Here is a 24666-nt window from a genome sequence, read left to right on the forward strand (position 1 = left end):
GAAATATCAATAATCTAACAGACGGCCATTATCGTTCCATTGACCGTACATTTTATTTTCTCTCGTGTTGGTTATGAATTTGTCTAATCTGCTCTTAAATAATTCCGGCTGATTCTTATAGCTTTGTATCGTATCGATTCGAACTCTTTTATAAAGATCCGGAAATGCCATGAAATTCTCATATACTTGCTTTTCCTCTTTTAGCCTTTGTTCTATGACCCCATCTATTCTGAAAGAACCGGGATCCATGTCAGGAAGAGCCCTTCTGCCTTCGTCACTCATGAACCCCAACTTTTCAAGGCGGCGGACACGTTCTTTATTTAATTCAGTCCATGAGCTTTTTTTACTTCTAGGGGACAGTCTCTGGGCCAGCTCGGTTTCGGACACTTTCTTTTTGACTCCATCAATCCATCCAAAGCATAAGGCTTCCTCAACGACGTCCAAATATAACAACATATCAGGGGTTGGCGTCATACTAACTAAAACCCAGCAAAACTTCTCGGTCTTGCCATGATTCTGCAGCCAAATTCTTAAATCCTCTCTCGTTTTTGCTGGAATCATATGTTCAATTTCCATAGATAAAACCTCTCCTCCTCCTTTCTAAAGGAAATATTAAAACATGGCCTTTCATTGGAAGGCCATGTTTTGAATGAGTTACTGTTTGTTGGAAATGACACTATTAAGAAACTTATCTGCGTCGCTATTAAATTTCCAGGCAACTCCGAACTGATCAACCAGCATGCCAAAGCACGAAGACCAAGGAGTATTGGATAACGGCATTACAACATGGCCGCCAACAGACAATTGATTAAAGTATTCTTCCAATGTTTGTTTGTCATCCATGACTAAACTAATAAGCACATTATTTCCTTTTACCAACTCGCCCGTTACCGCCTTCATGGAAGGCAAAATATCCGACATCATGAGTTTCCCGCCTGCAAATTCTATTGAAGACTCCATGATCATATTTAATTCGTTTTCTGGCAATGGATAATTTGGATCCTGCGGAAAATCCTTGAATTTCACTTTTTTTACCTCGTTCGCATTGAGAGCCTCCGAATAAAATTCAATCGCTTTTTCGGCGATTCCATCAAAATTCAAGTATGCTATAGCTGACATAAAGTTGTACCTCCTTCTTTTGATAAATGAAGTATAATTTATTAGTGGTGACAGACGCATGTCACCATTTAAAAATTTGTACCAAAAGAGGGGCAGCTATGGAGAAGGTTGAAAGATTAATATCGATTATCATGATATTGCTAAAAAAAGATATCGTTTCAACAAAAGAATTCGCACAATTATTTAACGTTTCCAAAAGAACGATTCTTCGCGATATGGAAACACTGAGTTTATCCAACATCCCCATCTATTCTGTTCATGGAATTCATGGCGGATACGGTATTTTGGATGAATACAAGGTGGATAAACGTCTTTTAAGCAGCTCCGACTTGGAGAATATATTGACTGCGCTCGGCGGATTGGAACAAATTCTAATTAGCGAAGAAGTTGAAGTGACTATTAAAAAAATAGAAGCCATGGTTAGCCCATTGTCACTGAAAGGTTCAGTCCGACTGTCATTTTATGATTGGGAGGGTCGGTCCGAGGTTCTTCAAACCTTGAAGACATGCCAGGAATCGATATCAGTGAAAAAAATAATGTCATTTGATTATATAGATAAAAATGGCATGATAACGAATCGAATCGTCGAACCGTATCAGCTTCATTACAGCGAGACGAGTTGGTATCTGAAGGGATTCTGTTTACATCGTCAGAGCTATAGAACATTTAAATTATCCAGGATCGATAATCTCAATATGAATGAAGAAACCTTTAACCCGAGAGATTATGCATTAGAACAAGGAACAACCCGTTATCAACCGCAACTTGTCGCTATAAAGGCATTGATTTCGCCAAGCATAAAAGATCAATTCATTGAAAGGTACGGTCGAAAGAGTATTGAAAGCTATAGTTCTGAATATTTCCTGGCTACCATCCATATTCCTCAGAACCCTATTGGATTTCAATTTTTAGCAGGTTTCGGCACCAATCTGGAAATCGTAGAACCTAAATCATACATCGAAGAGTTTCGAAATTATTTATATAAAATGGTGGAGAAATATTCTTATTTGGAAAATTAGGATTTGAGCTGGGCTTCTTTCAAAAAGCACTGTCAAACGTGCGTTCCATTGATTCGGCGTCTTTAGAAACCGCGAAGAAAATAAATCGCCCCTTCGCCTTTAACACGTGATTATCGACCAGAAAATATTCATCGGGGCGATAGTCCTTGAATTTCATTTTCTGCGCTTCGATTCGTTGCTCCATATTCTTTTTGACGCTTTCTGCCTGACTCTCATCCTTCAGCTTGATAACGGCCAATTCATCAGCTTTTACATTCGATGTAGACGTATAAAGAATAAAATCATCCATGCTGTCTGCATCCATCTTATACAATTTCTGCAGCTTATTCAGATCCTGCTTTTTCATGTCTTTTAGGCCCACTGCCTGTTCGATACTTTTTCCGATTTCGATGGCAGACAATCGTTCTGAAGTCTTGTCATCCGTGCCTGCGCAACCGGACAATACGCCAATCACGACGAATAATGCAAGCATAACGGGGTAAAAACTTCTTTTCCCGCTCCATTGTTTTCTCATTTCATCACTCCGTTACATTTTTGATGGATGGGTCCTCGAAAAACGTATTCGCATTATAAAGCAATAGCATGTCCTGAATCCCCTGTTCGTTCACGAAAGACGCTAAATCCTCATCATAATATCGAAGGTCAATCACATGTATTTCGCTAAAATGCTTTATTAAGAAAGGAATCAGGCTGTTAGCGTACGAATCTTTGACCACCAGCAGCTTTCTACCGCTCGGATTAGCCGTTTTAATATGGATTCGTGCATGGTTACCGTTAAGAAACACCGCATATTTATCCTTTCTGAGCAGCTGCTCCATCGCATACAATGAATCCGCAGTCTTCTCTTCATCGACATACGTTACGGTGTAATTCTCCTGGTCCTTTGGCAAGTAAAGCTCCAGTCGATCGGGCTTTACATGTCTGAACCCGCTTTTTGAATAAAGCGAACCGAAAAATTCATCTGTAACTTGCTGGATATTAAAGTCTTCATCATTCTGCGGTATCAGCCCCATTTGCCTGCAAAGCTCCAGATAGCCGACATAAGCGCCTTGAGTAGTCCAATGATGATCGGTTTTATAAAATATAGGTTGATCGCGCTCAGCATATAAACTTGGAAAAACATCGATGAAACGTATATTGGGATTCAGCCATTGCTTTACTTTTTTTAAGTATGCTTCTTGATCGCCGATGATCGCATATTTCGGGAGCTTGTCTTTATATAGAGCGGCTGCCGTTGGTACCAGCATCACATATTTATTCATTTCCGGCGTGGCCTGGTCAAACGAATGAATGGCTTCGATCTTCTCCCTCAAGTCCGCTTCCGCCGGGGTAATAACCTCCTGAATCAGATACCCGTCTGTTCCTAGGTAAACTCCGTTGCTCTCCTTTTTTCCCAAGAGCCGGTCCGCATCGGTTTTTGCCCCGATCCAAAAGTCTCTGAAAACAAATTGGTCGGACACATATTTTTCGAAATCCGCAGTGAAATCTCCTGACAGCAATGCTTTCAGCGAGAAGTGCGGCAGCTGCTTCAGCATCCGGTTTTCTGACTCCGAAAATGAACGATCCACCGCCAAAAGATGAAGAACTGCGATTACGCTAATAAATAGGAGCAGCAATAAGGCCAGCAATTTACTTTTGAAATTTTTGTAATATCCCATGGCTGTCCCCTTTTAAAATCGAAAATATAAAAACGGATTGTAGGTTTCATTGACCAAATAAACCGTCGACAGCATCATGAATAAAAAATAAATAAGCGGAACGGTAATCACGCCGGCGATTCTCCATTTTTCCCTCATGCAGGATAACATCTTTCCTGGAAGCGGAGTAACACAGATTGCCAACACGACAAACAATACACCATTCGTAGACAAATCATAGAGCGCCTGCTGATCCGCAAAAGCATGCCCGCCGAAACCGAACATCACGCCGATGAAACGCCAAGCGGAAACCAGTTGCTCCATTTCGAACAATACCCAGCCAATCACAAGGACCAGAAGCGTGTAGACATGGCCGACAAAAGCGGGTGAACGTCCAAGACTTTGCAAAAGAAATCGTTTCTCGATGATCACAAAGAATCCGAAATACAAGCCCCACACGATAAAGTTCCAGCTGGCCCCATGCCATAATCCGGTTAAAAACCATACGACCAGTAAATTCCGGAGCTGCTTCATAAAACCTGACCTATTACCGCCAAGCGGTATATAAACGTACTCCCGAAACCAGCTGCCGAGCGAAATATGCCATCTGCTCCAAAATTCGGTTACGCTTTTTGAGATGTAGGGATATCGGAAATTTTCCATGAAATCAAATCCGAACATTTTCCCTAGTCCCCGTGCCATGTCAGAGTAACCACTGAAATCAAAATAGATTTGCAGAGTAAATGCGGTAATGCCAAGCCAGGCGGAGAGTACGCTCAATTCCTCGATCGGCGTTGCTTTAACACTCGCCCACAATAACCCGATATTATTGGCCAACAGCACTTTTTTGGCAAGTCCCCTGATGAACAGCTCCGCCCCTTCGCCAAAACGGTCCAGCGACACCTTACGGGAAACGAGCTGTCCCGCAATATCGCCGTATTTGACGATGGGACCCGCTACAAGCTGCGGGAACATGGTCACATATGCCCCAAAAGAGATGAAGTTCTTCTGCACCGATACTTTATCCAAGTATACGTCAACGACATAAGACATCGTTTGAAAGGTATAGAAAGATATGCCCACAGGCAGCGGCAAATCGGTCGCTTGGATATTCATATGAAACAACTGATTGATGTTGTCCACGACAAAATCCGCATATTTGAAAAATCCGAGAATACCCAGACTGCCGACCATCGAGCCGATAAAAATCGATCTGGCCATCAGCTTCCGATGTCTATACTTATCGATCAGCAGCCCGTTGGTATAATCAAAGACCGTGGAGAAAATCATGATGAAAATGTATATGGGCTCTCCCCATGCATAAAAAATCAGGCTGACAACAAGGAGGACAGCATTTCGAAAATTCACCGGAGAAACGTAATAGATCAGAATGGTGACCGGCAGAAAGAGGAACAGGAATATTAGGCTGCTAAAGACCAATATTCACACCTCCATGTTGATTGATCCATTGCATGTTATTCCACTTGATCTTTTAGCAGGTCCAGCATTCTTGTGTAAAACTCGGGTTTAAAATGAATCCCGTCCGAGTCGTACAGATCATTCGAGCCGTTTGCAAATATCGGGGACAAATCAACATATCCAATGTTCTCTTTTTCGGCCAACTCTTTTAAGCCTTCGTTATAATCATTGATATTTTTGTATCTTGGTTCCAGTTCTTCCGCTTTCACCGTTACCGGGGTTACCGATAAAAGGGTTATTTTCGCTTGTGGAAGCTTTTCCTTGATCATACCGATCAGCTTCGCATAGTTTTTCAAAGAATAGGTTGTGGGGTTTTCCGTTGGCCATAAAATGTCATCCGATCCCAAGTGGATAAAGATATGTTCCGGATCCCGCTTAGTCAACTCAGCCATATCTTGAAGTGCAAACTCCGCCGTTTTTCCTGCGCCTGCCAGAACATTCTCCTCTTTAAGCACATCGTGAAAAGATAAACCCTCCGTAATGGAATCCCCCACAAAAACGCTGGTCTGGAAAAGAGCTTGATACTCGGTTTCTACGGAGCCTTTTGATTCCGTTGCCTGTCCTTGGTTTTGAGTGGTCGGTTGCTGCGGACTCGAGCTTGTGGATTCGTTTCCGCATGCTGCCAAGGCAAGTGCAATACTCCCAAGGAGTAGGGTTGCAACTATTTTTTTCATGTTCATGTTCCTCTCTTTAATTTAAATTTAGAGCTTCTTTAATTCCGTCCAGAATGGAGCTTGCCATCCGGTATTGGTAATCTTCCGTCAGCATCTCATTCTCTTCTTGCGGATTCGTTAAATAACCCATTTCGATTAGAGCCGCCGGCATGTTCGAATCTTTCAAGACAAAGAAATCCTCTTTTTTTACTCCCCGGTCCCGAAATCCGCTGGTCTGAACCATATGCTTTTGCATAATTTCCGCCAAGAACCGGGAATTTTCATGGTAATAGTAGGTTTCTGTACCCGAAACACTAGCGTCTTCGTACGTATTTCCGTGAATGGATATGAATAAATCCGCACCCAGTCGATTGGCGATTTCCGGCCGTTCCCGGTCAATCGAAGATATAAAGCGATCCTCTGATCGAGTGAGAACCACCTCAATCCCTGGCTCTTGTTTTGCCAGTTCTTCTACCTTTAGCGCTAACTGCAGCGTAAAATCCTTCTCAAAACTACCACTGGCTCCCGTTGCGCCGTTATCCTTACCGCCATGTCCTGAATCAATCACGACCTGATAAGGCGTTTCCGACTGGTATTCTAGCGTTCTTATCTTATCCGAGCGGACATCCATGCCGGCTTTGCGGTCGCTTGCTGTCCCTTCCCCGGAAGCAAGTGGATACAGCAGAACGATCACCAGCGCAGACATAAGAGTGATTATAATCGAGCTGCCTTTTCTCATACCTTCTCTCCTCCTCCTGATAAAAGTGTAGTAGCCAGAGATCAAGATAAGGTGCAGATGATATCAAACTTTCATAGAGTAATAGGCTTTGGCGGCGGCAAACCAAAAAGAGCTGTTCCTGACAGGTCCATAAGAGACCTTCAAGAACAACTCTTCAATTAAAAAAGCGCAGAATCGGGTTCTACGTTTTCTTATTCAAATGAAAATAGAATAGGACTCCATTAGGAGTGTTGGTTACACCATATGGGACACCATGCATTTCCAGAATCTTCTTGGAGATGGAAAGGCCCAGCCCGGTCCCTCCAGTCGACCGTTTTCGGGAAGGCTCGCCGCGATAAAACCGGTCCCAGATCTTCTCAAGCTGTTCGCCATGAATGTGGGCTCCTTTATTTTCGATGCATACTTTAACGGTGTCCCCATCTTCCAAGATACTGACGAGAATGGACTCCTGCTCCGGTGTATAGCGAATCGCATTGCTAAGGAAATTGACAACGACCTGCTCCATTCGCCGCTCATTTGCCAGAACTTCGACTGGCTTCAGTGACATATCAAGATGTAACTGCTTTGAATCGATGTCCGCAGCCAATTTTGTACATACCCGCTCGATAACGGTGTCGATATAAAAGGAATCCATGTCCATGGTATATGTTCCGGATTCATACTTGGCCAATTCCAGCATATCCACGATCAGAAGATCCATTCTTTTGACCTCGTCCTCCATCGCCTTAAAGTAATAATCCCTTTTATGGCTTGCCACCCCGTCCTTCATAATGGCCAGACAGCTTTGAATAACACTTAACGGAGTTTTCAGCTCATGGGACACGCCGGATATAAATTCTTTTCTCGTATTCTCCAGCTGCTTTTCTTTCTCGATGTCCTGCTCAAGCCGAAGAATATGAGAGTGCAGACGCTCGGAGAGCTCATTAATGTTGCGTGATAAGTCCCCGATTTCATCCTTCGTTGTAATGGGGATTTTCTCCGAAAAATCAAGGTCTGCCATTTGCCGTGTGGTACGATTGATGCGCAGCAGCGGCCGAGTGATCTGACGGGAATAATAGAACGATGCCAGCACCACGAGAAGCAGAGTGGTAATAATGATGTACACATAGTATTCTTTGATCATCCCTGCGGCTTCATTAACCGGCTGAAGTGACGCCATCGCGAACAGATATGCGGGATTTCCGTCGCGATCTTGGATGCGATTCACGAAAATAATGTAATTCACATCATTTTCTTTATAATCTACGATCTGATTGGGGTTCTTGCTATCCTTCCAGTCGCCGTATAAAAGATCCGCTTGGAAAGCCTTGATGCGGTCCAGCAACAAGTGATTGGTATAAAGCGAGACCCCTGCGCCTTCCGGTAACTGGACCTTCATAATGGTTCCCTCGACCAGAAATGTGGGATATTTCTCACGATATTGGAATGCGTTAGCATATCGATTGAGGACCTCGCCTTCTTTCCTCACCATCTGCCGATTTTCCAGCTGGCTTTCATCTCTTAGGTTAGAATTGCCCCTTCCCATACGCTGGATCACCGGCTGGCCATTCATAATCAAACCTTCCATGGCGATCTCTTCCCCTTCTTTAATCCAAGGCGTGAGGAACGGATTATCACTGCTGAAGTCCTCTACGTCGATCACACTATACAGAGGAATGGTCATCGTTTTATTGGAAAACATGGTTTCATCCGAATGTCTTAGCTTGACTTCCATGAAGAAATCATCAGTGTACTTTAAATTACCTTGGGTGTCCACAGTCGTAACCCAGATGTTATGCTTTTGATAAAAATCTTGCTCTAGCTTTGCCGTCTCCTGTGTGTCCGTTGTTTGATTCAGGTAGTCTTGTTCGTAAGCCTGAAGCGCCGCGCTCACGTCCTTCACTTTCTGATGAACATAATACTGTTTGAAAAATACGGTCTGCAAGGTAAAGATAATAGCTAGAATAAATAAGCATAATCCCGTCGTAAATAGAAACAGCTTAAGAACAATGCCTTGTTTCATAACTTGTCCTCGAACTTGTAACCTGATCGAACGATCGTAGCAATATGCTTGGCGTGCTCTCCCAGCTTGGAACGCAGATTGCGGATATGACTGTTGACCGTACGCTCATCACCGACAAAATCATAGCCCCAGATTTTTGTAATCAGCTGTTCTCTGGTTATAATAATTCCTTTGTTTTTCATCAGATAAACCAGAATTTCAAATTCGGTATGCGTCAAACTGCAGTTTTTCCCATCCACCGCCACCGTTCGGGATGGAAAGTGGATGGAAATACCGTTGCTTGATAGTGTATCGTCTTCTTGTTCCCGAGTCTGTCTGCTCTCCAAAAGCCGCTTCGCCCGTGCCAGCAGGATTGGAGGGCTGTACGGTTTGGTTACGTAGTCGTCGGCTCCCAGTTCAAAACCCATCAAGGTATCATCCTCATCCGAACGGGCCGTCAGCATGATAATCGGAACGTTAGATACTTTTCGGATGCGTTTGCATACGGACCATCCGTCCAATTCAGGGAGCATGATATCCAGAATGATCAGATCCAGCTCATGTTCCTGGAATAGCGCCAAAGCTTTTCTGCCATCATCCGCTTCGAGCACTTCATAACCTTCTTCAAGCAAATAATCTTTTATGATTTCTCGTAAAATATGCTCATCTTCTACAATCATTATTGTTTTAGACATGTGACAACCTCTCAAGTTTTATGAGCATGAGCATTAGCCCCTAATACTCACCAGTGTGTACTTCAGTTGGATCGTAACACTTTTTCAAATACTAGACAAACGTTGTCATCTAAGACACAACTCTAATCTATTTTGGGACTAATCATAGAATAGAGAAATCAAGATCGGGTGCAGACAAGATCAATATGGAGTGATTATGTAACAAGCTTCGTCTTAAACTCTTGTCGTTCAATTAGAAAAAAACTAATACTACAACTGAAAAAAGCCGCAATTTATGCGGCTTTCAAAATCCATATGTCATTGTCATCTGAATCATCTGACAATTTCGGCATCCTGCCATGAAGTTCCTTCATACATTTAATTACCGCTCAAGCTACCTGACGTAATGAGACGGAATAAGAGTTTCGTTCACTTCTCCATTCCCGTACCGGCGCCCGTCAGGCCGAGGCGGCTGTTGAACAGCTGCTCGATTCGGGTGCAGGTATCCGCCGGGGTTTCCATGCCGGCCCACAGCAGATTCAGTTCATCCAGCAGCGTCAATATTTCAGATTGGCTCAGGTTGAGGGTATGAAGCGGATAAGCGTGAGGCAGCACCTCCAGAAAACGGTTATAGTGCTGCGGATGAATGTCCGGATTCAGCAGACGGTCATCCTCGGCCACCGACCGCAAAGCCGGAATGGTGCAGCCGTGCTTCTTCAGCAGCGTCTGCGCCTCCTCACCTGTCATAAAATCCACGAGTTTCTCGGCGATACTCCGATGACTGCTCGCAGCATTGATCGACAGCCCCCCTCCAAGCAGCATCGTTGCGGGCTTGGTGCCGTTCGGCAGTGTCATTACATCCCAGTCGATGGAATGATCACGGAATTCATTCATGAAATAATAGGTGGACATGATCATGGCAACCCGTTCCTTCATAAAGAGGCTCTCTGCCAAATGGCTGCTACCATGGGAGAAGATCGGCGACACATGCTCCTTGTACATAAGCGATACGCAAAACTCCAAAGCTTCGATATTCCGCTGATCCGCCATCGTGCTCCGGCTGCGGTCTGCAGCCATGATGCTGCCGTCATTTTGAAGCAGGAAGACCGGCCAGCGGTTTGGAGACGAGGAGAAGCAGAAGCCGTAATGATCGGTCATTCCGTCTTCGTCCGGGGCCGATGTGCAGGCTTTGGCCGCCGCAAGCAGCTCCTTCCAGTCGCCAAGACTGATAGGGTAAGGCAGGCCGTGCTGACGGAAGATCGAACGGTTGTAGCAGATGACCACCGGAGAGAAGACGAACGGCGCCGCAAGCATGTCGCCTTCATGATTGAACAGCTCGAAGACCCGCGGATAGCTGACCCCTTCCTCCCTGAGACGAGGAGGAACATATCCTGTCAGCAGATTCGTTCGCCCGCTTTCGGTCCATTCCCGGAAATGCTGATCCGACATAATAAACAGATCGGGGCCCTGACTGTCATCAATGGACCGAATGATGGTTTCGGTGTAGAAGTCCTCGGCGTACAGCACCATTTCCACCTGAACGAACGGATGCTTCCGCTCAAATGCCTCGATCATTTTCTCGATAATCGGAATCTCATAGGAGGAAGAGAACCAGGCGAGTCTCAGTACGACAGGCGTTCTGTCCTCATCCGGCTCCTTCACACGGTTGCCCTTGCCCGCAATCTTCTCGATCAGTCCTTCGTTCACCAGCTCATCCAGCGCCTTCCGGATCGATACCCGGCTCATTTCATACTTCTGGCTAAGCGTATTTTCCGGCAAAATAAATTCACCCGGCTGCAGAACACCTGAGACGATTTCATTTCTCAATTCCTGGACAAAGCGTTCATAACGCTCATGAAATTCATTTCTTCTACGTAACAATATATACCGCTCCTATACATGTCTATAACAATCAGTATATCATGAGGAACATCAGGATTCCATGTACTCCGCTTAAAGAACGTGTATATATTTTACTCTGCAAGCTTCTTCTCAAGAAAAGCATAGGCACGCTGGCGGATATCCGGCGGGAAGTCATGCCCTTCATGACCGATCCAGCATTCGAAAGCAGATGAAGCGCCAAGAAAATCATACAAGCCATCCAGTTCCCCAAGACCCGATGCAATCTCACGCCAGTTCGGAAAAATCGGATCTCGCATCCCGCACCACATCAACATCGGCACCGGAGCCGCAAGCGCCGCGATTTCATGCCATTCGAATGGAAGATCGCCGTTACTCAGGCTGTCCGTTATGGAAGGGATATGGGAAAACCACTCCCGCTGCCCCCAGCGGTTCGGCTCCGGATCACCGCGGAACATCGTAAACCCGCAGCTCGAGACGACAGCCTTGATGCGTTTATCCATTCCGGCCAGAAACCAGCCATTATAGCCGCCCAGCGAATGACCGATGACGCCGATCCGGTGGGAGTTTACCTGCGGCAGCGAGGACAACACATCGACTGCCGTGATGTGGTCGGAGAGCATTTTACCAACCGCAGTCCACGCGGGGTGCTGCCGATAGAACGGTGCGGTTTGAAAAGGCTCTTCCACTGGGTAGACCCGGTCGCCGAATGTGATGGAGTCCGGTGCCAGCACGGCAAATCCGCGCTGAACCAGCTCCAGGCCATACCGCCGATTCTCCCGACCGGAAGGCAGACATACATCGTCTTTTCCGTTCTCGGTTGTCGGATGAAGAGCCAGAACAGCGGGATAACCTCCCTCAGCTGGCTTTCCATGTGGAAGCAGGAGATAAGCGTGGATCGGATCCCCTTCATGGGAATGGTAAACGATCTTAAGTCTTGTGTGATCTTCCTCGTCATGCTCTGATATCACCCGGAAGCCACCGCTGTCTGCGGCCGCTTTCGGCTTGTAATCAACCGGCCCCGGGGGCTCCCCCAACAGCTGCAGCCAGCGCTCTCTCAGTCTGGACTCCTTCTCCATCCAAGCATCAAGGGTATGTATACCCTCTAATAGCGGCATCATGTTCCCATTAAACCGATTCATAAAATGAATTACCCTCCTCTTCCAGCCGATACCGCCACAGCTCAGCAAAGGAACCGAAATACACGTCTCCGTTCAGGCAGGCGATCCCGCTGGTAGCTTCAGCCGGAAGCCGGTCCAGCAGCTCTGGCTCCATGTTTACAGGATTCACGGTGAACAAAGCCCTGCTCAGCAGACCCAAGAGGAATGGACGGCCCTCCCGCTCGGTCATGAGCAGCCCCTGCCGAACAATACGGCCCCATGTAGAAAGATCGCTCCAGTGAACCACTTGTTTCAGGTCAGCATCATAAACGAAAAATACCGATTCCGAGGTCAGTCCATACAGGATGCCCTTCACGCCGGGAGCCAGCTGAGCAATCTCTTTGGCTCCTTGGATCGGCACCCAGCGCCGAATCACTTTCCGGTCAGGCCAACTCAACTCATACATCGCCGCTTCCCCCGCCTTGCTTATCCCACCGCCAGGTGTTTCAATGCTGGTGCCCCCGAATACCCTGCCGTCCGGCAGTACCGCCAGCGAAATCGTGCTCTGCCCGCTGACAATTTCCTGGTGCTCTAGCATCTCCACCTGACCGGCCTGCACATCCACGATGCCGAGCCCGCCGCCTGTGGCACCATAACCGGGAAATCCGCCATACAGAACATGACGGCCGTCCGGATGCGCGGCCGCACATCTCGGCCTGTGGACAGCGGCATTTTCATAGATCAGCCTAGGATTCCGGCAGGGTCCTTCTTCCGTATTCCAATCTTTAGCCGTATCCAGCAGATGGACCATGCCGCCTGCATATGCCGCACCCAGGATGATGTTCCCTTGAGCCGCATAAGCGGCTATATTGCCGCCGCCTCCCCGCTTCACAATATCGCCGCCCCAATCGGTCAGACGTCCGGCTGTGGTATCATAAGTAAACAGATGAAGCGGGTGGTTCGAGGTGCCGTACAAAATGCCGTCCGGGCCTCCATACAGCGGGGAGAGGGGTGTTCCGCCTCCCTTGTAAGCAAGCGGTATCCGGCTCAAGCTCCCGTCCGCTTCCATGATGACGACCTGCCTGTCGGACAGCTGCCATTTCAGCAGCGTTCGACCGCCGTCAAGGTCCAGATGCAGCTTGTTGTAACCTGCTCCCTTATACAGGGATGGACCGACTTCCTCCGCCGGCACTGGCTCCACCCCGTGCTCGCCCAGCCGGTACCATCGTCCGTCTCCATTCTCTCCTGAAGGCAGCCAGCCGTAAACAGAGCCGTTGCAGCCCTGGAGAACGGCAGCGCTGCCGGGCATATCCGGGGGTTCCTCGAGCAATATCTCCAGCTCGCCGGTTTCTTCATGGAAGCAGGCGATGGCCGACGATGTCGTGCCTAGTCCCGCATAGATCTTCCCGCCGCTTCCGCATGCTAGCGTCATGGCATACTTCCTCTCGGAATCCAGCCTGCATAACGTGCGAGATGAATCCGACGAAGCGTCGAGCTCAACCAGATAGCTTCCCGGGTACGTTGTGGCGTAAACCCGTCCATCCCCCTTAACGGCAAACGCAAATCCCGCTTCCTCTTCCCCTTCAGGAACCCGGTGCTGTCCAACAAATGCTGGAGTGAACGGATCTACAATGTAAAAATAGCGGCCTGCTCCCGTATAGAACCATCCCCGTGGGTCACTGGCCGACGCGAACGGATACTGGCCCTCGCCCCCCGGAAAATAAAGCTGGCTGCAGCTTCCCGTCTCGGGATCCACAATCAGCACGTATCCCCGGGCTGCGATTACGATGCGTTCGGCTCCGTCGTCTCTACGACAGACCGCCGCTGACCGGCTCTCATCCACGTCCGCGGGAACGCCGATCCGCTCAAAAGCCCCCATCCTCGCCGGCATCTTACCGCCGCCCGTTTTATCCGTATTACTCATCTCTTTTGGCATAGCAAGCACCCACCTTGGCAACTGCGTGAATAATATCCTCAATATCCTCCAGCGAGTAGAATTCGTTCAGTGGAATCTGAACCGCCGTGACCAGAATCTCCTCCGCTACTGGACACAGGCCAGGTTTATAGGAAACGCTGCTGCCGTCAAACGGAAAATGGCTTCCCGGATAAGCCTGCCGCTTCTGGAACAGCGGCTGCAAATAGCATACCTGTGGGATATAGCCGGCACGGTTCGGGATGCCCTCCGCCTCCAGCGCTCTGCAAAACTCTTCGCGGCTGCAGGTCAATTGATCCAGGTCAAGCCGCAGCATGTAGAACCAGTATGTACAGTGATGCTCCGGGTCAACCTGCGGCGGAATGACACCCTGAATTCCCTGCAATCCTTCATTGAGCCGGTCCCCGTATTGCTTACGCCGCTCGCATATCCAGGGCAGCTTCTTCAGCTGAGCGATTCCGACGGCTCCCTGCAGCTCGGTCATCCGGTAATTCGGTGCAATATAACTCGTTCCCCGGTCAACCGTGGTGCCTAGACGGCGATAGTTTTTGTCCGCAAAGGCGTGAGCGGTTTCGTAATCCTCGCGCGCTCCCGAATTGATCAGCACCATGCCGCCGTCCCCAGTGGAAATATGCTTGAAATCATTCGTGCTGAAACAGCCGTAATCTCCGATGGTCCCGGTCAGCCTGCCCTTGTACCGGGTCATATAGGCCTGTGCGCAATCCTCAATGACCTTGATGCCATGCTTTCTCGCGATCTCCATGATCGGATCCATATCGCACGGATATCCAGCCAGATGGACGACGATAATGGCCTTGGTTCTCGGTGTGATGCGCGCCTCAACCGAAGCCGGATCCAAATTGTAAGTGTGCGGCTCCAGATCGGCAAACACCGGGATGGCATTCTGATACAGAATGCCGATCAGCGTTCCCTGGTCTGTAATCGGGCTTGTTATGACCTCATCCCCTACGGAGACGCCAGCCGCACCAAGCGCGACATGAAGGGCTGCGGTGCCGGAGGATGTCGCCACACTGTATTCCCGGCCGTACATCGCATTGAAATCGGCCAAAAACTGTTTAACCTTGGAGCCGAAATGATAAAATAGCGTGTTTTGCTCCAGCGCCTCAAGCAGCTGCGCGGCCTCCTCATCCCCGAATCGTTTACCTGTGCCAAAAGGACCGGTCTTGACGGGCGCTCCGCCATGAATCGCTAACGTTTCCACGATCTGATTCCTCCTCATCGTCGTTATTCAGCTGCTGTTTTCACGCTGCTCGCCGCTTCTGCACACGGGCGCCCAAAGCGAATTTCCGTCCGTGAAGCTGACGGGTCCGCCTCCGCATTCAAAGGCTGACGCAATACCGCTCCCTGCGGAAGATTCTCGGCGATCAGGATTCCGTCTGCGCCGACCCGCAGTACCGCAGATCTTCTGGCCTGCTCCCATCGAGTGATCTCCTCGCTCGTCCAGAACGCATAACCAAGACGCTTCGCGGTTTCGACGGCAAGCGAAAGCGCATGCCGGACCTGCTCCAGGTTATGGATATGCTGCTGGTGAAACAGAAAGTGAGCGACGCCGCGGACCTCCGCCACCTTTTCGAGAAACGGGGCAATCACCGACACATCCGAAAGTGTGGGATGCTCCAGATCCTGGGTCAGAAAGCCGATCTGCAGCACCCGGTAAAGCCGATTTCGCTCATGAGAACGAGCGATAGGATAATAGGGGTGGCAGGTACCGAACGGAAAGCCGACATTTCCTTTTTTGCTCGGCCCCCGGGTCTGATCCGCTTCAATGCCGTTCAACTCGCACCATTCATAGAGCTCTCCCCAGCCCTCAAACCGGGTATAGTGGTTCTTGTTCGATACGATTGGCGATCCGCTGGTGCTCCGGATCACGTTCAGTTGACGTGTGAATTCTTCGGCGCTCCATATGCCATTCTCCTGCTCCAAAGCATTGAAGTGAAAAGCCAGCTCATGCCCGGCTGCCTGAATTTCCTTGTACAACGAGGGAGAGTATCCCGGCTCGATCATGCACCAGGTCGATCGGACGCCGTTATTCTGAAGCACGCTCAAGGTCGTTCGGGCCGCCTCCTCAACGTTGAAGTCGCTGTCGTGCGAAATCATGGCCACCTGTTGGACGCCTTCCGGCCAATAATCCAGAAACGGAAGCGACAATCCAAGCGCATCCGCTTCCTCCATTAGCTGGCGGACAATCACCTCGCGCCACCAGTCTGCATACGGCGTATCAAAATAAGGCATCCCGGTCTCTGTCACCGAGCGGTCCTCATTCCAGTCCAGCTCACACCGGTCATCCGCCTTCAGAATGCCTTCGTCCACCGCTCCTGTTCCGTCCGGAGCAGGTATGCCGTCCTGCACGACCGGCCCTCCGCCCTGCTGCAGCATGACGATGTTCGCAGGAATGTCCACGTTCCAGCGGATCAGCCGTCCGCCGCCGAGCGGGAACTTGATGACGGCCGCGGACGCCTCGGCACCATCTTTCCGTAGCCGGCGCAGAACGCCGTCTGCTTCAACCGGCATGACAGATGTCTGCGATACCATCCACGGATCACTGATTACCGCCCTCAGAACCGGAATGCCTTGCGCATATTTTAACCCCGACAGATCGCCATACACCGCATCCCGGATGGCAAACCGGGTACAGCCCAGCCGGCCGGCCATACGATTCAATCCACCGTAGCTGATGAGCGTCGCACCCTGTCGGGCCCACTGCTCCAGTCGGTTCAGATCCTCTTCCTTCTCTCCAGCGTGCAGCACGACGATGATATCGGGATGATAGGACTCAAGGGTATCGGCATCATCAAACCTTGCATAAGGAATGCCGGCATGCCCAAGCACCTCCTCCACATAAAGCTGAAACTGGTCCTGGCCGTGTCTCCAGAGGTACTCCGCCGACCGCTTGTTAAACCATAGACCGATTTTGGCTGTCTTTCTCATGATACATCTCTCCCCCTTCCCCTGCTCGCATTCGCATAGGTGCCTGTCATCCAATGCAGAACAGGGGCAAAATGATTTGCCCCGCCGTTCTACAGATCATTTATAAAGCGTCACTTTAACCAATCTCACTTAAAAAGTGCTTTAGGATCCTTCTCTTTTATATTCGCGTTGTATTCCTGGACGATCTGGGCTCCGCCTTTGTCCATGTACTCCTGAACCAGTTTATCCCAATCGGACACGGGACGGGTGCCTGCAATCATTTTCACCTGCTCATCCATGACATACTTTTTCAGTTCTGCGCCTTTCTCGTTGTCCGTCGGCGACTCCAATCCATTGATCGGGTTGATATAAAGCTTCATATCCTTGTACATCGTTTCAATGGCGGCTACAAGATCCACCAGCTGTTTGGTCTGATACGTAATGGAATATACATTGTCCGAGTCCTGCGGTACCCAAGATGAATTATCAACATAATACGTTGATGGCCCCAGGCCGTCTCTGCCGAAGTTCTCGTTGAAGACAGGCACTCCGTCTTGCATAACGTAACCTGAACCGACTTTGCCTGACCACCAATCAAAATCGGCGTTCTTCTCATTCTTCTGATCCTGCGGATAGAATTTGCGGCCGAAATCGATCATTTCCAGCACTTTCTTCAGCTTTTCCGGCTCATCCTCAAGTTTAGCGCTCAGCACGGTAAGGCCATTATACCCTGCTCCAGCCGTCAGTCCCTTGTTTCCGTATGGGTCCTCGAACGGCTCCAGGTGTATAAACTCGGCTTCGGGATGTATCGCCAGCAGCCCGTTCATATAGTCCTGTGACATGCCGCGCGGCGTTCCGATGAAGATGCCTGCCTTGCCGGAATAGAATTCCTTGTTCGTGTCTCCCCAGTTCAGGATCGCGTAGTCCTTCGTCATGGCTCCCTGCTTGTAAAGCTCGGACAGCATCGTAATAAACTCCCGGCGGCCTTCACCGATTATGCCCGGGATGTAGTTGCCCTGCGCATCCTGATGGTACCAGGCATCCGGGTCCCAATAGGGTCCCTGGTTAAAGTTTGGATTAATATCCTGGCCGATGGCAATCCCGTACGTGTCCTTTTTGCTGTTGCCGTCCGGATCTCCGTTCGTAAACGCCAGCGCTACCTCCTTTAGCTCCTCATAATTGGTCGGTGGTTTCAGGCCAAGCTTATCAAGCCAATCCTTGCGGATCACCGGTACCACCTGATACTTCGGGGCATATTGTGGAATCGCATAAATTTTGCCGTTTACTCGCATGGAGTCCCATATGTAATCGGGCACGGCCTTCAAGGTCGGATAATCGTTGATGTACGGCTCGAGGTCCAAAAACGCACCCTGCTTCGCAAACTTGTTGTAGCGGTTTTTCAAGTCGGTCGACATTAAACCGATCATATCCGGAATCTGACCTGATGCGAATACAGCGTTGATCTTTTCATCAAAAGCGGTGTTCGGTACAAAAACAGGCTTGTAGTCCACATTGAATTTCTCGTTGATCATGTCAATGCCGGGACTTGAAGTCGGCGGCGGATCGCCATACCGGAAATCGATTGCGGTAATCGAAAACTTTGGATCCGCCTGCGCCGGGCTCTTATCTCCCGAAGCCGGGGCTTTCGGCTGCTCCTCCGCTTTCGGCTGGCCTCCGCATGCAGCCAGGCTGATAGAGAGCAAGGCCGCCATGACTGCGGTAAGTCTGCGTTTCTTTAACATGAGCTTTCCCCCATTCATATCAATGTCGGAGTGTGACCTCCATCTATGATTCATTCGACAGCCGCCATGGTCCGGCCGTGCGAAGTCATCAACCTTTGACGGCGCCCAGCATGACGCCCTTGGCGAAGTGCTTCTGCAAGAACGGATACACGATCAGGATCGGCAGCGTCGCCATCAGAATGGCGGCCATCTGAATCGTCTCGGGCGGAGGCGGATTTTCGAGGAACATATTATCCCCCCCGAGCGTGCCTGTCGTTTCCCCCACCACCACTATCTGTCTCAGCACCACCTGAATCGTCCATTTGGAGGGATCATTGATGTACAGAATCGGCGCAAAATAGTTGTTCCAGTGCGTAACTGCATAAAACAGGCTGAATGCCGCCAGTGCAGGCTTCGAGAGCGGCAGGATGATACGCCCGAAAATCTGCAGGTCATTCGCGCCATCCACAATACCTGCCTCGATCATGTCGCTTGGGATGTTCATGAAAAATTGGCGGATGACAATCAGGTTGAAGGGCGCAATGGCCACCGGCAGAATAAGCGACCAGATGGAATCAAGCAGCCCTGTTTCCTGCACGACCAGATAGGTCGGAATCATGCCGGCCGAGAACAGGAGCGCAAATACGACCATAAACATAACGGTGCGCTGACCGACGATCGGACGGGACAAGGCGTATGCCATCGTCGCCGTAAAAAACAGATTGACGATGGTGCCAAGCACGGTAACCACCGAGGTGTTCAGCAGCGCCTGCCGGAACGTTCTGGAGGCCCAAATATATTCATAGGCATCGGTCGTCCACTTGGACGGCCAAAGCAGCAGCTTGCTGCCCAGAAAATCCTCGAACGAGGAAAATGAAACCGAGAACAAATATACAAACGGAAATAGCATGACCGCGGATATGACAAGCAGCAGACTGATATTCACACCGTTAAACAAACGGTCCGCGATGGATTTTTGCTTCATGTGTCGATCTCCTCTCTGAAAGAATCGAATCGCTTAATATACGCCCTGCTCGCCAAAACGCTTGGACAGCCTGTTGGCGGCCATGACCAGCACGAGACCGACCAGTCCCTTGAATACGCCGACCGCGGTAGAGAAGCTGTAGTCCGACTGTTGAATACCCTTGTAATACACAAAGGTGTCGAGCGTATTGCCGATGTGCATGTTAAAGGCGTTCAGCTGAAGGAACACCTGCTCGAAGCCGATCTCCAGCACGTCACCGAGACGTATGATCAGCATGATAATGATCGTGCTGCGGATGGCGGGCAGCGTAATATGCCAGATTTGGCGGAAGCGTCCAGCGCCGTCCATGACAGCCGCCTCGTACAGAGCCGGGTTAACGCCTGCCAGCGCCGCCAGGAAAATAATCGTTCCCCAGCCGGCTTCCTTCCATATGACCTCCAGCACCAGAAAGGCACGGAAATAATCAGGTTCGGTCAGAAAAGGAATCGTCTGCTGCAGGCCGAACAGCTCGCGGAGCACATCGTTGACCAGACCTTCATTGCGGAAAAAGATCGTCACGATGCCGACCACCACGACCCAGGACAGAAAATGCGGCATGTAAACGATGGATTGCAGCCCTCTTTTCAAGAGCGGATTGGCCACCTCGTTCAGCATGATGGCCAGAAAGATCGGTGCCGGAAATGCGAACGCGATTTGCAGAAAGGAAATGGTCAGGGTATTCCAGATAACCTGGATCACCTCGGAGCTTTCGAAAATCCGGGCAAAGTTCGCGAATCCGACCCAAGGACTCTCAGCAAATCCCCGGAACGGACTGTATTCTTTAAAGGCAAGTGATATGCCCAGCATGGGCAGATACCGGTACACGATAAAATAGAGCAGGCCCGGCAGCAGCAAGAGGTACAAATAACGGTCCCTCCACATTCGAGTTCGGATTCGCTTCCATGTGCTCGTTTTGGCAGGAGCCGGTTTATTGATTTTTGAAGTCACGGTTTCCACATTGCTTCTCTCCCTTCCGCCTGAGCACCTCTGCCGATGTTCATAAGATCCCATTCATAATAGCCGGGTGGCGTGGTTTGTTCGACTTCTACGCCGGCAGTTATCAGCTTCAGCTTGAAGAGAACTTCTACCGGATGGGGATTATGCACGAAGCAGGTTGAATCGCGGGCATTGGTGTATATGCTTAGAGGCAGTTCCGCCTCGAAAGCGATGTCCCCACCGGACAGACGCTCCGCCTTCCACAAATGAAGCTTGCCGGCACCGGAGATGCGGGCGGTAACTCCCAGGAAGGTAATGCCCCGGTAGCGTGCTTCAGCCGCGTCAGCGCAGAACAGCCAGATATCCTCCGCCCTATTCTGCCTTACCACCGTCAAACCGTAGGTAAGGCTGCCGGCATTCTGTTCCTTTTGACGGATTTCCAGCCTTTCACCATATTGGAATCGCGGGTTGATCAGCGTGAGAAACCGCCGTCTTTTTCCCGTCGCGCCACCGACAGCAACATAAGGACCGTAGCTCTCCGCCCCGGGGTATTCACGGAGGGAAAGCATCTTCTCCTCGGGAAAGGGGAACATGAGCTGCAGAGCGGCCTTCTCCCCCTGGAATACAATAGAGTCACTTTCCAGGTTCTCGCCCGGGGCCTTGGGCTCATCACCGTCCAAGACCGCCGAGGTCGTATGAAACAGCAGTTCCGCCTCATCTGAATCCTGATGCAGTTCCACATCATCCACGACGACGTAATAAGCCGAATCGATATGTATGACAGATCGCTGGTAGCCTTTCAGCAGCCCCCCATAACTTTCGGTAGCGTCCCCGACAACCGCCTCGAATGACGGTAGCAGCAGTTCCTCCCGAAGATCGCCTCCTCCCAGGTGAAGCTGTCCCTGACCCTTGACGAGCAGCGAATTGTGTCCTACCGTGCCGGTAGTGTAATCCGCCTTCGGACCGGGTACATAATCCTGATAGCCAGGATTGGTCAGCAGCCATTCTCCGCCGACATTGATCACCAGATTGTTCTGGTCTCTGTGATTATGGTCCTTCGCCGAGCTGCTTGAGGTGAAGCACAGCAGATGATCCTCATCCCCCCATCCTGACCGCAGGGCGGCCCAGCCTACGCTCCGGAAGACCGCTGAAGCACATGCGCCGTACAGCTCTGACGGGCTCTTCGGGGACGTCTCTTTCCGCAAATAAAGAAGCGAATTGTGATATGCCGCAGCATGCTTCTGCAAGTACCACACCGCTGCCGGATGGCCGTAATGGGTAGCTGTCATGGCCATGAGGTATGTGATATCGAGCTTGGAAAATGAATCTGACAGATTCGGGAACGAGCTCTCCTCCCCCGGCGCCATCAGCCGAAAAAAACGCTCGGGAAGCTCTTCCCGTAAATACGGGTCCTGAACCAGGCTGTCATCGCCGCTGATTCTCCGGTAAAGATCCGCCGCCATCCAGGCATGGCGTGCTGCCACATTGTCGTACAGCAGCCCCTCTGTTTCGCCGGACACCCGTTTTCGTTCCAGATAGCTCTGAAGATAAGTAAGTCCGGCGTTTAAATATTTGGCGGCAAACGCGACCTCATCCATGATCGCCGCCGCACCGTACACCATCGCCACCTGCTTGGCTGCGACAATATTGTGCATATCACTGCTTCCGATATCGATGGCCAGCGGCTGCAGTCCTTTTTCCAGAATGGCTTGGCGAATGGATCGCCGCTCATCCTCCGTTAGAAGACGGTGAATAGCATCATAGGCACTCGAAACGCCAAGCAGCAGGTGGGCGTTGCTCAGATTTCCTTCTGCACCCCGCTCGTCAAACTCATACCATTTACCGAAGGAAGTCAGGGACATCAGATGCTCCTTCACTCGCTCCGCATATTTTCTTTCATTCGTCACCAGGAAGGCCGTGGACATGACGACCAGCCGATCCTCAATCGCTCTGGCATACATCGTCCAGAAGGGGAAGAAGGTATGGCCTTGCGGTTCGGGCGCCCGCTTCGGCTCTGTCAGAGGCAGCTCAACCTTCCACTGCTCCGATATGGACGGATACAGCACTTCGAAGCTTTCTTCCTCCACATAGGCGTCCGCTTTTGCCAAATATTCCTCCCATAGCCGAGATGCATCGATGATCCTCAAAAAACGGCCGTCGCCCGGCTTAATCCGTTCCCGAAATGTCTTGAGTTCTTCTTCCGAAAACAATATTCTCGGATGGTCATGCAGCTTCATGCCTGAAGCCATACCTGCCGGCTGTACCCGCACCTTCCAGCTGCACGCTGATGGGCTATCGCCCTGGAAGTATACCGATACCTCCGTCTCGCCCGGCTTTAGCCCGGTTATCAGACTTCCGTTCACCCCAAGTGTCTCCGGATCGCTGCAAGTAATTCTATACGCTGAATCCGATTGGGGTTCTAGTCTCCCGCAGGGCGCCACCAGCATGAAGCTCAGCCAGTGCTCCTCCCCCGTCTCCAGCAGCGAGGGCTTTATAAATTCCATCCGCAGCATCAATCTCAGCTCCTCCGTTAATTAGTGAGTTTCTTCCTGTACAATCGACCAAGAAAACGCTGTCATAATTTTATGGCAAACAATACCCAATGGAGATCAGTCTCCGTTCATACCCTTCTCGGCAACTTGCTTACTTACGGATCCTCATTAATATACATGTATATTACTTGTATTTTAAATGATCTGTCAATTCAAATTTTTACACAAGATTCGCTGCTTTTCCTCATTCCAATATGGTTATTCTCTTTCTATTCACCTCGTTTTCAGGATAAGGACTTGGTTTCAAAAACAAAAAGCCGCTAATTTAGCGACTTTCGAATGGTATTTGGTTCGTTCTTGTCTCTCGACAGCTATATTAGGCTATACGGTTTTCTCCTCCTCTACAGCAATAACCTCCCTTGCTGCTTCTATGAAAGATAATATGATAGGTGAAAGCCACTTGTCTTTATGCCATGACATTTGTGTATACACATGCAAGTCCGGAATTTGCCATGGAAGGGCAACAAGTTCGCCCCGCTCAACTTCGGCTTCCGCGACGATTTCAGGAAGAAAGGCAATGCCGATTCCCGTGATTGCGCATTGTTTAATGGCTTCGGCACTTTGAAACTCTAAATAAGTAATACTATCAATGCCCTCTTTCTCAAAGGACCGGTCAAACATGGTTCGATAGGGACAACCCTTTTCATTCGTCAGAAACACTTCTCCGTGAAAATCTTCCAGCTGCAGCACAGTTCGTTTTGCAAGCGGGTGGTTCGGAGCGGCGAATAATCGGAAAGTTTCTTCCACCAACGGCTCCACCGCAAGTCCACTTGAGCGAATAGGTTCGTCCAACATAAAGACGACATCCGCGATCCCTTCAAAGAGCGTTTGCTTGAGTTCCTGATTGGGAACGGAGCGGAAGATGAGGCGCACGCCCGGATGGCGCGAACGAAAACGTTGAAAGACAACGGGAAGCCGATAGGCGCAAAGAACTTCGTTAGCGCTAATCGTTAGAGTGCCGCTTAAGTTATCATTGTCATGTACGACGCTGCGTGCTTCGTCCAATTTGTTTAGCACCCCTTCGACTTGAGTCAAAAAACGCTTACCCGCAGTCGTCAGAACGAGCTGCTTGCCCAAGCGGTCAAAGAGACGAACACCAAGCTCATCCTCCAATGCTTTCATTTGCATCGTGACATTGGAGGGGACATAGTTCAGCACCTCCGCAGCCCGACTAAAATTTAAAGTTGTGGCAACCGTGCGGAACGTGTTCAGTTGGCGCAATTCCATCATACGATCCCCCTTTTACCTTTTCACCTTCAAAATTATTGAATATAGCTTTGAAATCCATTCACTTTTATTGAGAGTATCATG

At 49.8% G+C, this 24666-nt stretch carries 20 protein-coding genes; 1 reads left to right on the forward strand and 19 read right to left on the reverse strand.

Annotated features, from left to right (window positions below):
* Positions 1-6 precede the first annotated feature (6 nt).
* Together M4D81_RS19885 and M4D81_RS19890 are read right to left on the reverse strand one after the other, a co-directional pair.
* Positions 7-576 (reverse strand): YdeI/OmpD-associated family protein, encoded by a 570-nt coding sequence (locus tag M4D81_RS19885; RefSeq protein ID WP_260067792.1) that lies wholly within the window; start codon positions 574-576, stop codon positions 7-9.
* A gap of 78 nt (positions 577-654) precedes the next feature.
* Positions 655-1119, reverse strand: a complete 465-nt coding sequence (locus M4D81_RS19890; RefSeq protein WP_260067793.1) for a VOC family protein — start codon at positions 1117-1119, stop codon at positions 655-657.
* 98 nt (positions 1120-1217) lie between these two features.
* On the opposite strand from M4D81_RS19890, the gene M4D81_RS19895 reads away from it, so the two are divergent.
* Positions 1218-2138: a helix-turn-helix transcriptional regulator gene (locus tag M4D81_RS19895; RefSeq protein WP_260067794.1), complete on the forward strand. Its 921-nt coding sequence runs from the start codon at positions 1218-1220 to the stop codon at positions 2136-2138.
* Between the two features lie 19 nt (positions 2139-2157).
* Here the strand turns inward: M4D81_RS19895 and M4D81_RS19900 are convergent, their stop codons facing one another.
* From M4D81_RS19900 to M4D81_RS19980, 17 genes are all read right to left on the reverse strand, one after another.
* Positions 2158-2652 carry a DUF4358 domain-containing protein gene (locus M4D81_RS19900; protein WP_260067795.1) on the reverse strand — a complete coding sequence of 165 codons (495 nt, stop codon included), beginning with the start codon at positions 2650-2652 and terminating at the stop codon, positions 2158-2160.
* 4 nt (positions 2653-2656) lie between these two features.
* The gene (locus M4D81_RS19905) at positions 2657-3796 is read right to left on the reverse strand and encodes a DHHW family protein (protein WP_260067796.1); all 1140 of its coding nucleotides are present in this window, start codon (positions 3794-3796) and stop codon (positions 2657-2659) included.
* A 12-nt stretch (positions 3797-3808) separates the two neighbouring features.
* A complete protein-coding gene (locus tag M4D81_RS19910; protein ID WP_260067797.1) occupies positions 3809-5215 on the reverse strand; it encodes an MBOAT family O-acyltransferase in 1407 nt (468 codons plus the stop codon).
* Between the two features lie 35 nt (positions 5216-5250).
* Positions 5251-5928 carry a GDSL-type esterase/lipase family protein gene (locus tag M4D81_RS19915; RefSeq protein ID WP_397376740.1) on the reverse strand — a complete coding sequence of 226 codons (678 nt, stop codon included), beginning with the start codon at positions 5926-5928 and terminating at the stop codon, positions 5251-5253.
* 16 nt (positions 5929-5944) lie between these two features.
* Positions 5945-6646, reverse strand: a complete 702-nt coding sequence (locus M4D81_RS19920; RefSeq protein WP_260067799.1) for an N-acetylmuramoyl-L-alanine amidase family protein — start codon at positions 6644-6646, stop codon at positions 5945-5947.
* Between the two features lie 181 nt (positions 6647-6827).
* Complete coding sequence (locus M4D81_RS19925; protein WP_260067800.1) at positions 6828-8648, reverse strand: sensor histidine kinase; 1821 nt, start codon at positions 8646-8648, stop codon at positions 6828-6830.
* Positions 8645-9322 carry a response regulator transcription factor gene (locus M4D81_RS19930; RefSeq protein ID WP_260067801.1) on the reverse strand — a complete coding sequence of 226 codons (678 nt, stop codon included), beginning with the start codon at positions 9320-9322 and terminating at the stop codon, positions 8645-8647. The genes M4D81_RS19925 and M4D81_RS19930 overlap by 4 nt, the downstream gene beginning before the upstream one ends.
* Positions 9323-9730: 408 nt before the next feature.
* Positions 9731-11182, reverse strand: coding sequence for an extracellular solute-binding protein (locus M4D81_RS19935; RefSeq protein ID WP_260067802.1), 1452 nt, complete (start codon positions 11180-11182; stop codon positions 9731-9733).
* A 92-nt stretch (positions 11183-11274) separates the two neighbouring features.
* A complete protein-coding gene (locus tag M4D81_RS19940; protein WP_260067803.1) occupies positions 11275-12303 on the reverse strand; it encodes an alpha/beta hydrolase family protein in 1029 nt (342 codons plus the stop codon).
* On the reverse strand, positions 12290-14197 hold the full coding sequence (locus M4D81_RS19945) for an NHL repeat-containing protein (RefSeq protein ID WP_260067804.1): 1908 nt from the start codon (positions 14195-14197) through the stop codon (positions 12290-12292). The genes M4D81_RS19940 and M4D81_RS19945 overlap by 14 nt, the downstream gene beginning before the upstream one ends.
* The gene (locus M4D81_RS19950; protein ID WP_260067805.1) at positions 14178-15416 is read right to left on the reverse strand and encodes a DegT/DnrJ/EryC1/StrS family aminotransferase; all 1239 of its coding nucleotides are present in this window, start codon (positions 15414-15416) and stop codon (positions 14178-14180) included. Before M4D81_RS19950 ends, M4D81_RS19945 begins: the two co-directional genes overlap by 20 nt.
* Before the next feature lie 23 nt (positions 15417-15439).
* Positions 15440-17143 carry a polysaccharide deacetylase family protein gene (locus tag M4D81_RS19955; RefSeq protein WP_260067806.1) on the reverse strand — a complete coding sequence of 568 codons (1704 nt, stop codon included), beginning with the start codon at positions 17141-17143 and terminating at the stop codon, positions 15440-15442.
* Between the two features lie 125 nt (positions 17144-17268).
* Positions 17269-18864, reverse strand: coding sequence for an extracellular solute-binding protein (locus M4D81_RS19960; protein ID WP_260067807.1), 1596 nt, complete (start codon positions 18862-18864; stop codon positions 17269-17271).
* Between the two features lie 88 nt (positions 18865-18952).
* Positions 18953-19828 carry a carbohydrate ABC transporter permease gene (locus tag M4D81_RS19965; RefSeq protein WP_071218964.1) on the reverse strand — a complete coding sequence of 292 codons (876 nt, stop codon included), beginning with the start codon at positions 19826-19828 and terminating at the stop codon, positions 18953-18955.
* Positions 19829-19861: 33 nt separating this feature from the next.
* Positions 19862-20824, reverse strand: a complete 963-nt coding sequence (locus M4D81_RS19970) for an ABC transporter permease (protein WP_260067808.1) — start codon at positions 20822-20824, stop codon at positions 19862-19864.
* Positions 20812-23316, reverse strand: a complete 2505-nt coding sequence (locus M4D81_RS19975) for a heparinase II/III domain-containing protein (protein ID WP_260067809.1) — start codon at positions 23314-23316, stop codon at positions 20812-20814. Before M4D81_RS19975 ends, M4D81_RS19970 begins: the two co-directional genes overlap by 13 nt.
* A 360-nt stretch (positions 23317-23676) precedes the next feature.
* Positions 23677-24582 carry a LysR family transcriptional regulator gene (locus M4D81_RS19980; protein ID WP_260067871.1) on the reverse strand — a complete coding sequence of 302 codons (906 nt, stop codon included), beginning with the start codon at positions 24580-24582 and terminating at the stop codon, positions 23677-23679.
* Positions 24583-24666: the final 84 nt, after the last annotated feature.

It is taken from the genome of Paenibacillus sp. p3-SID867 (assembly GCF_025142895.1).
Classification (GTDB): Bacteria; Bacillota; Bacilli; order Paenibacillales; family Paenibacillaceae; genus Paenibacillus_AQ.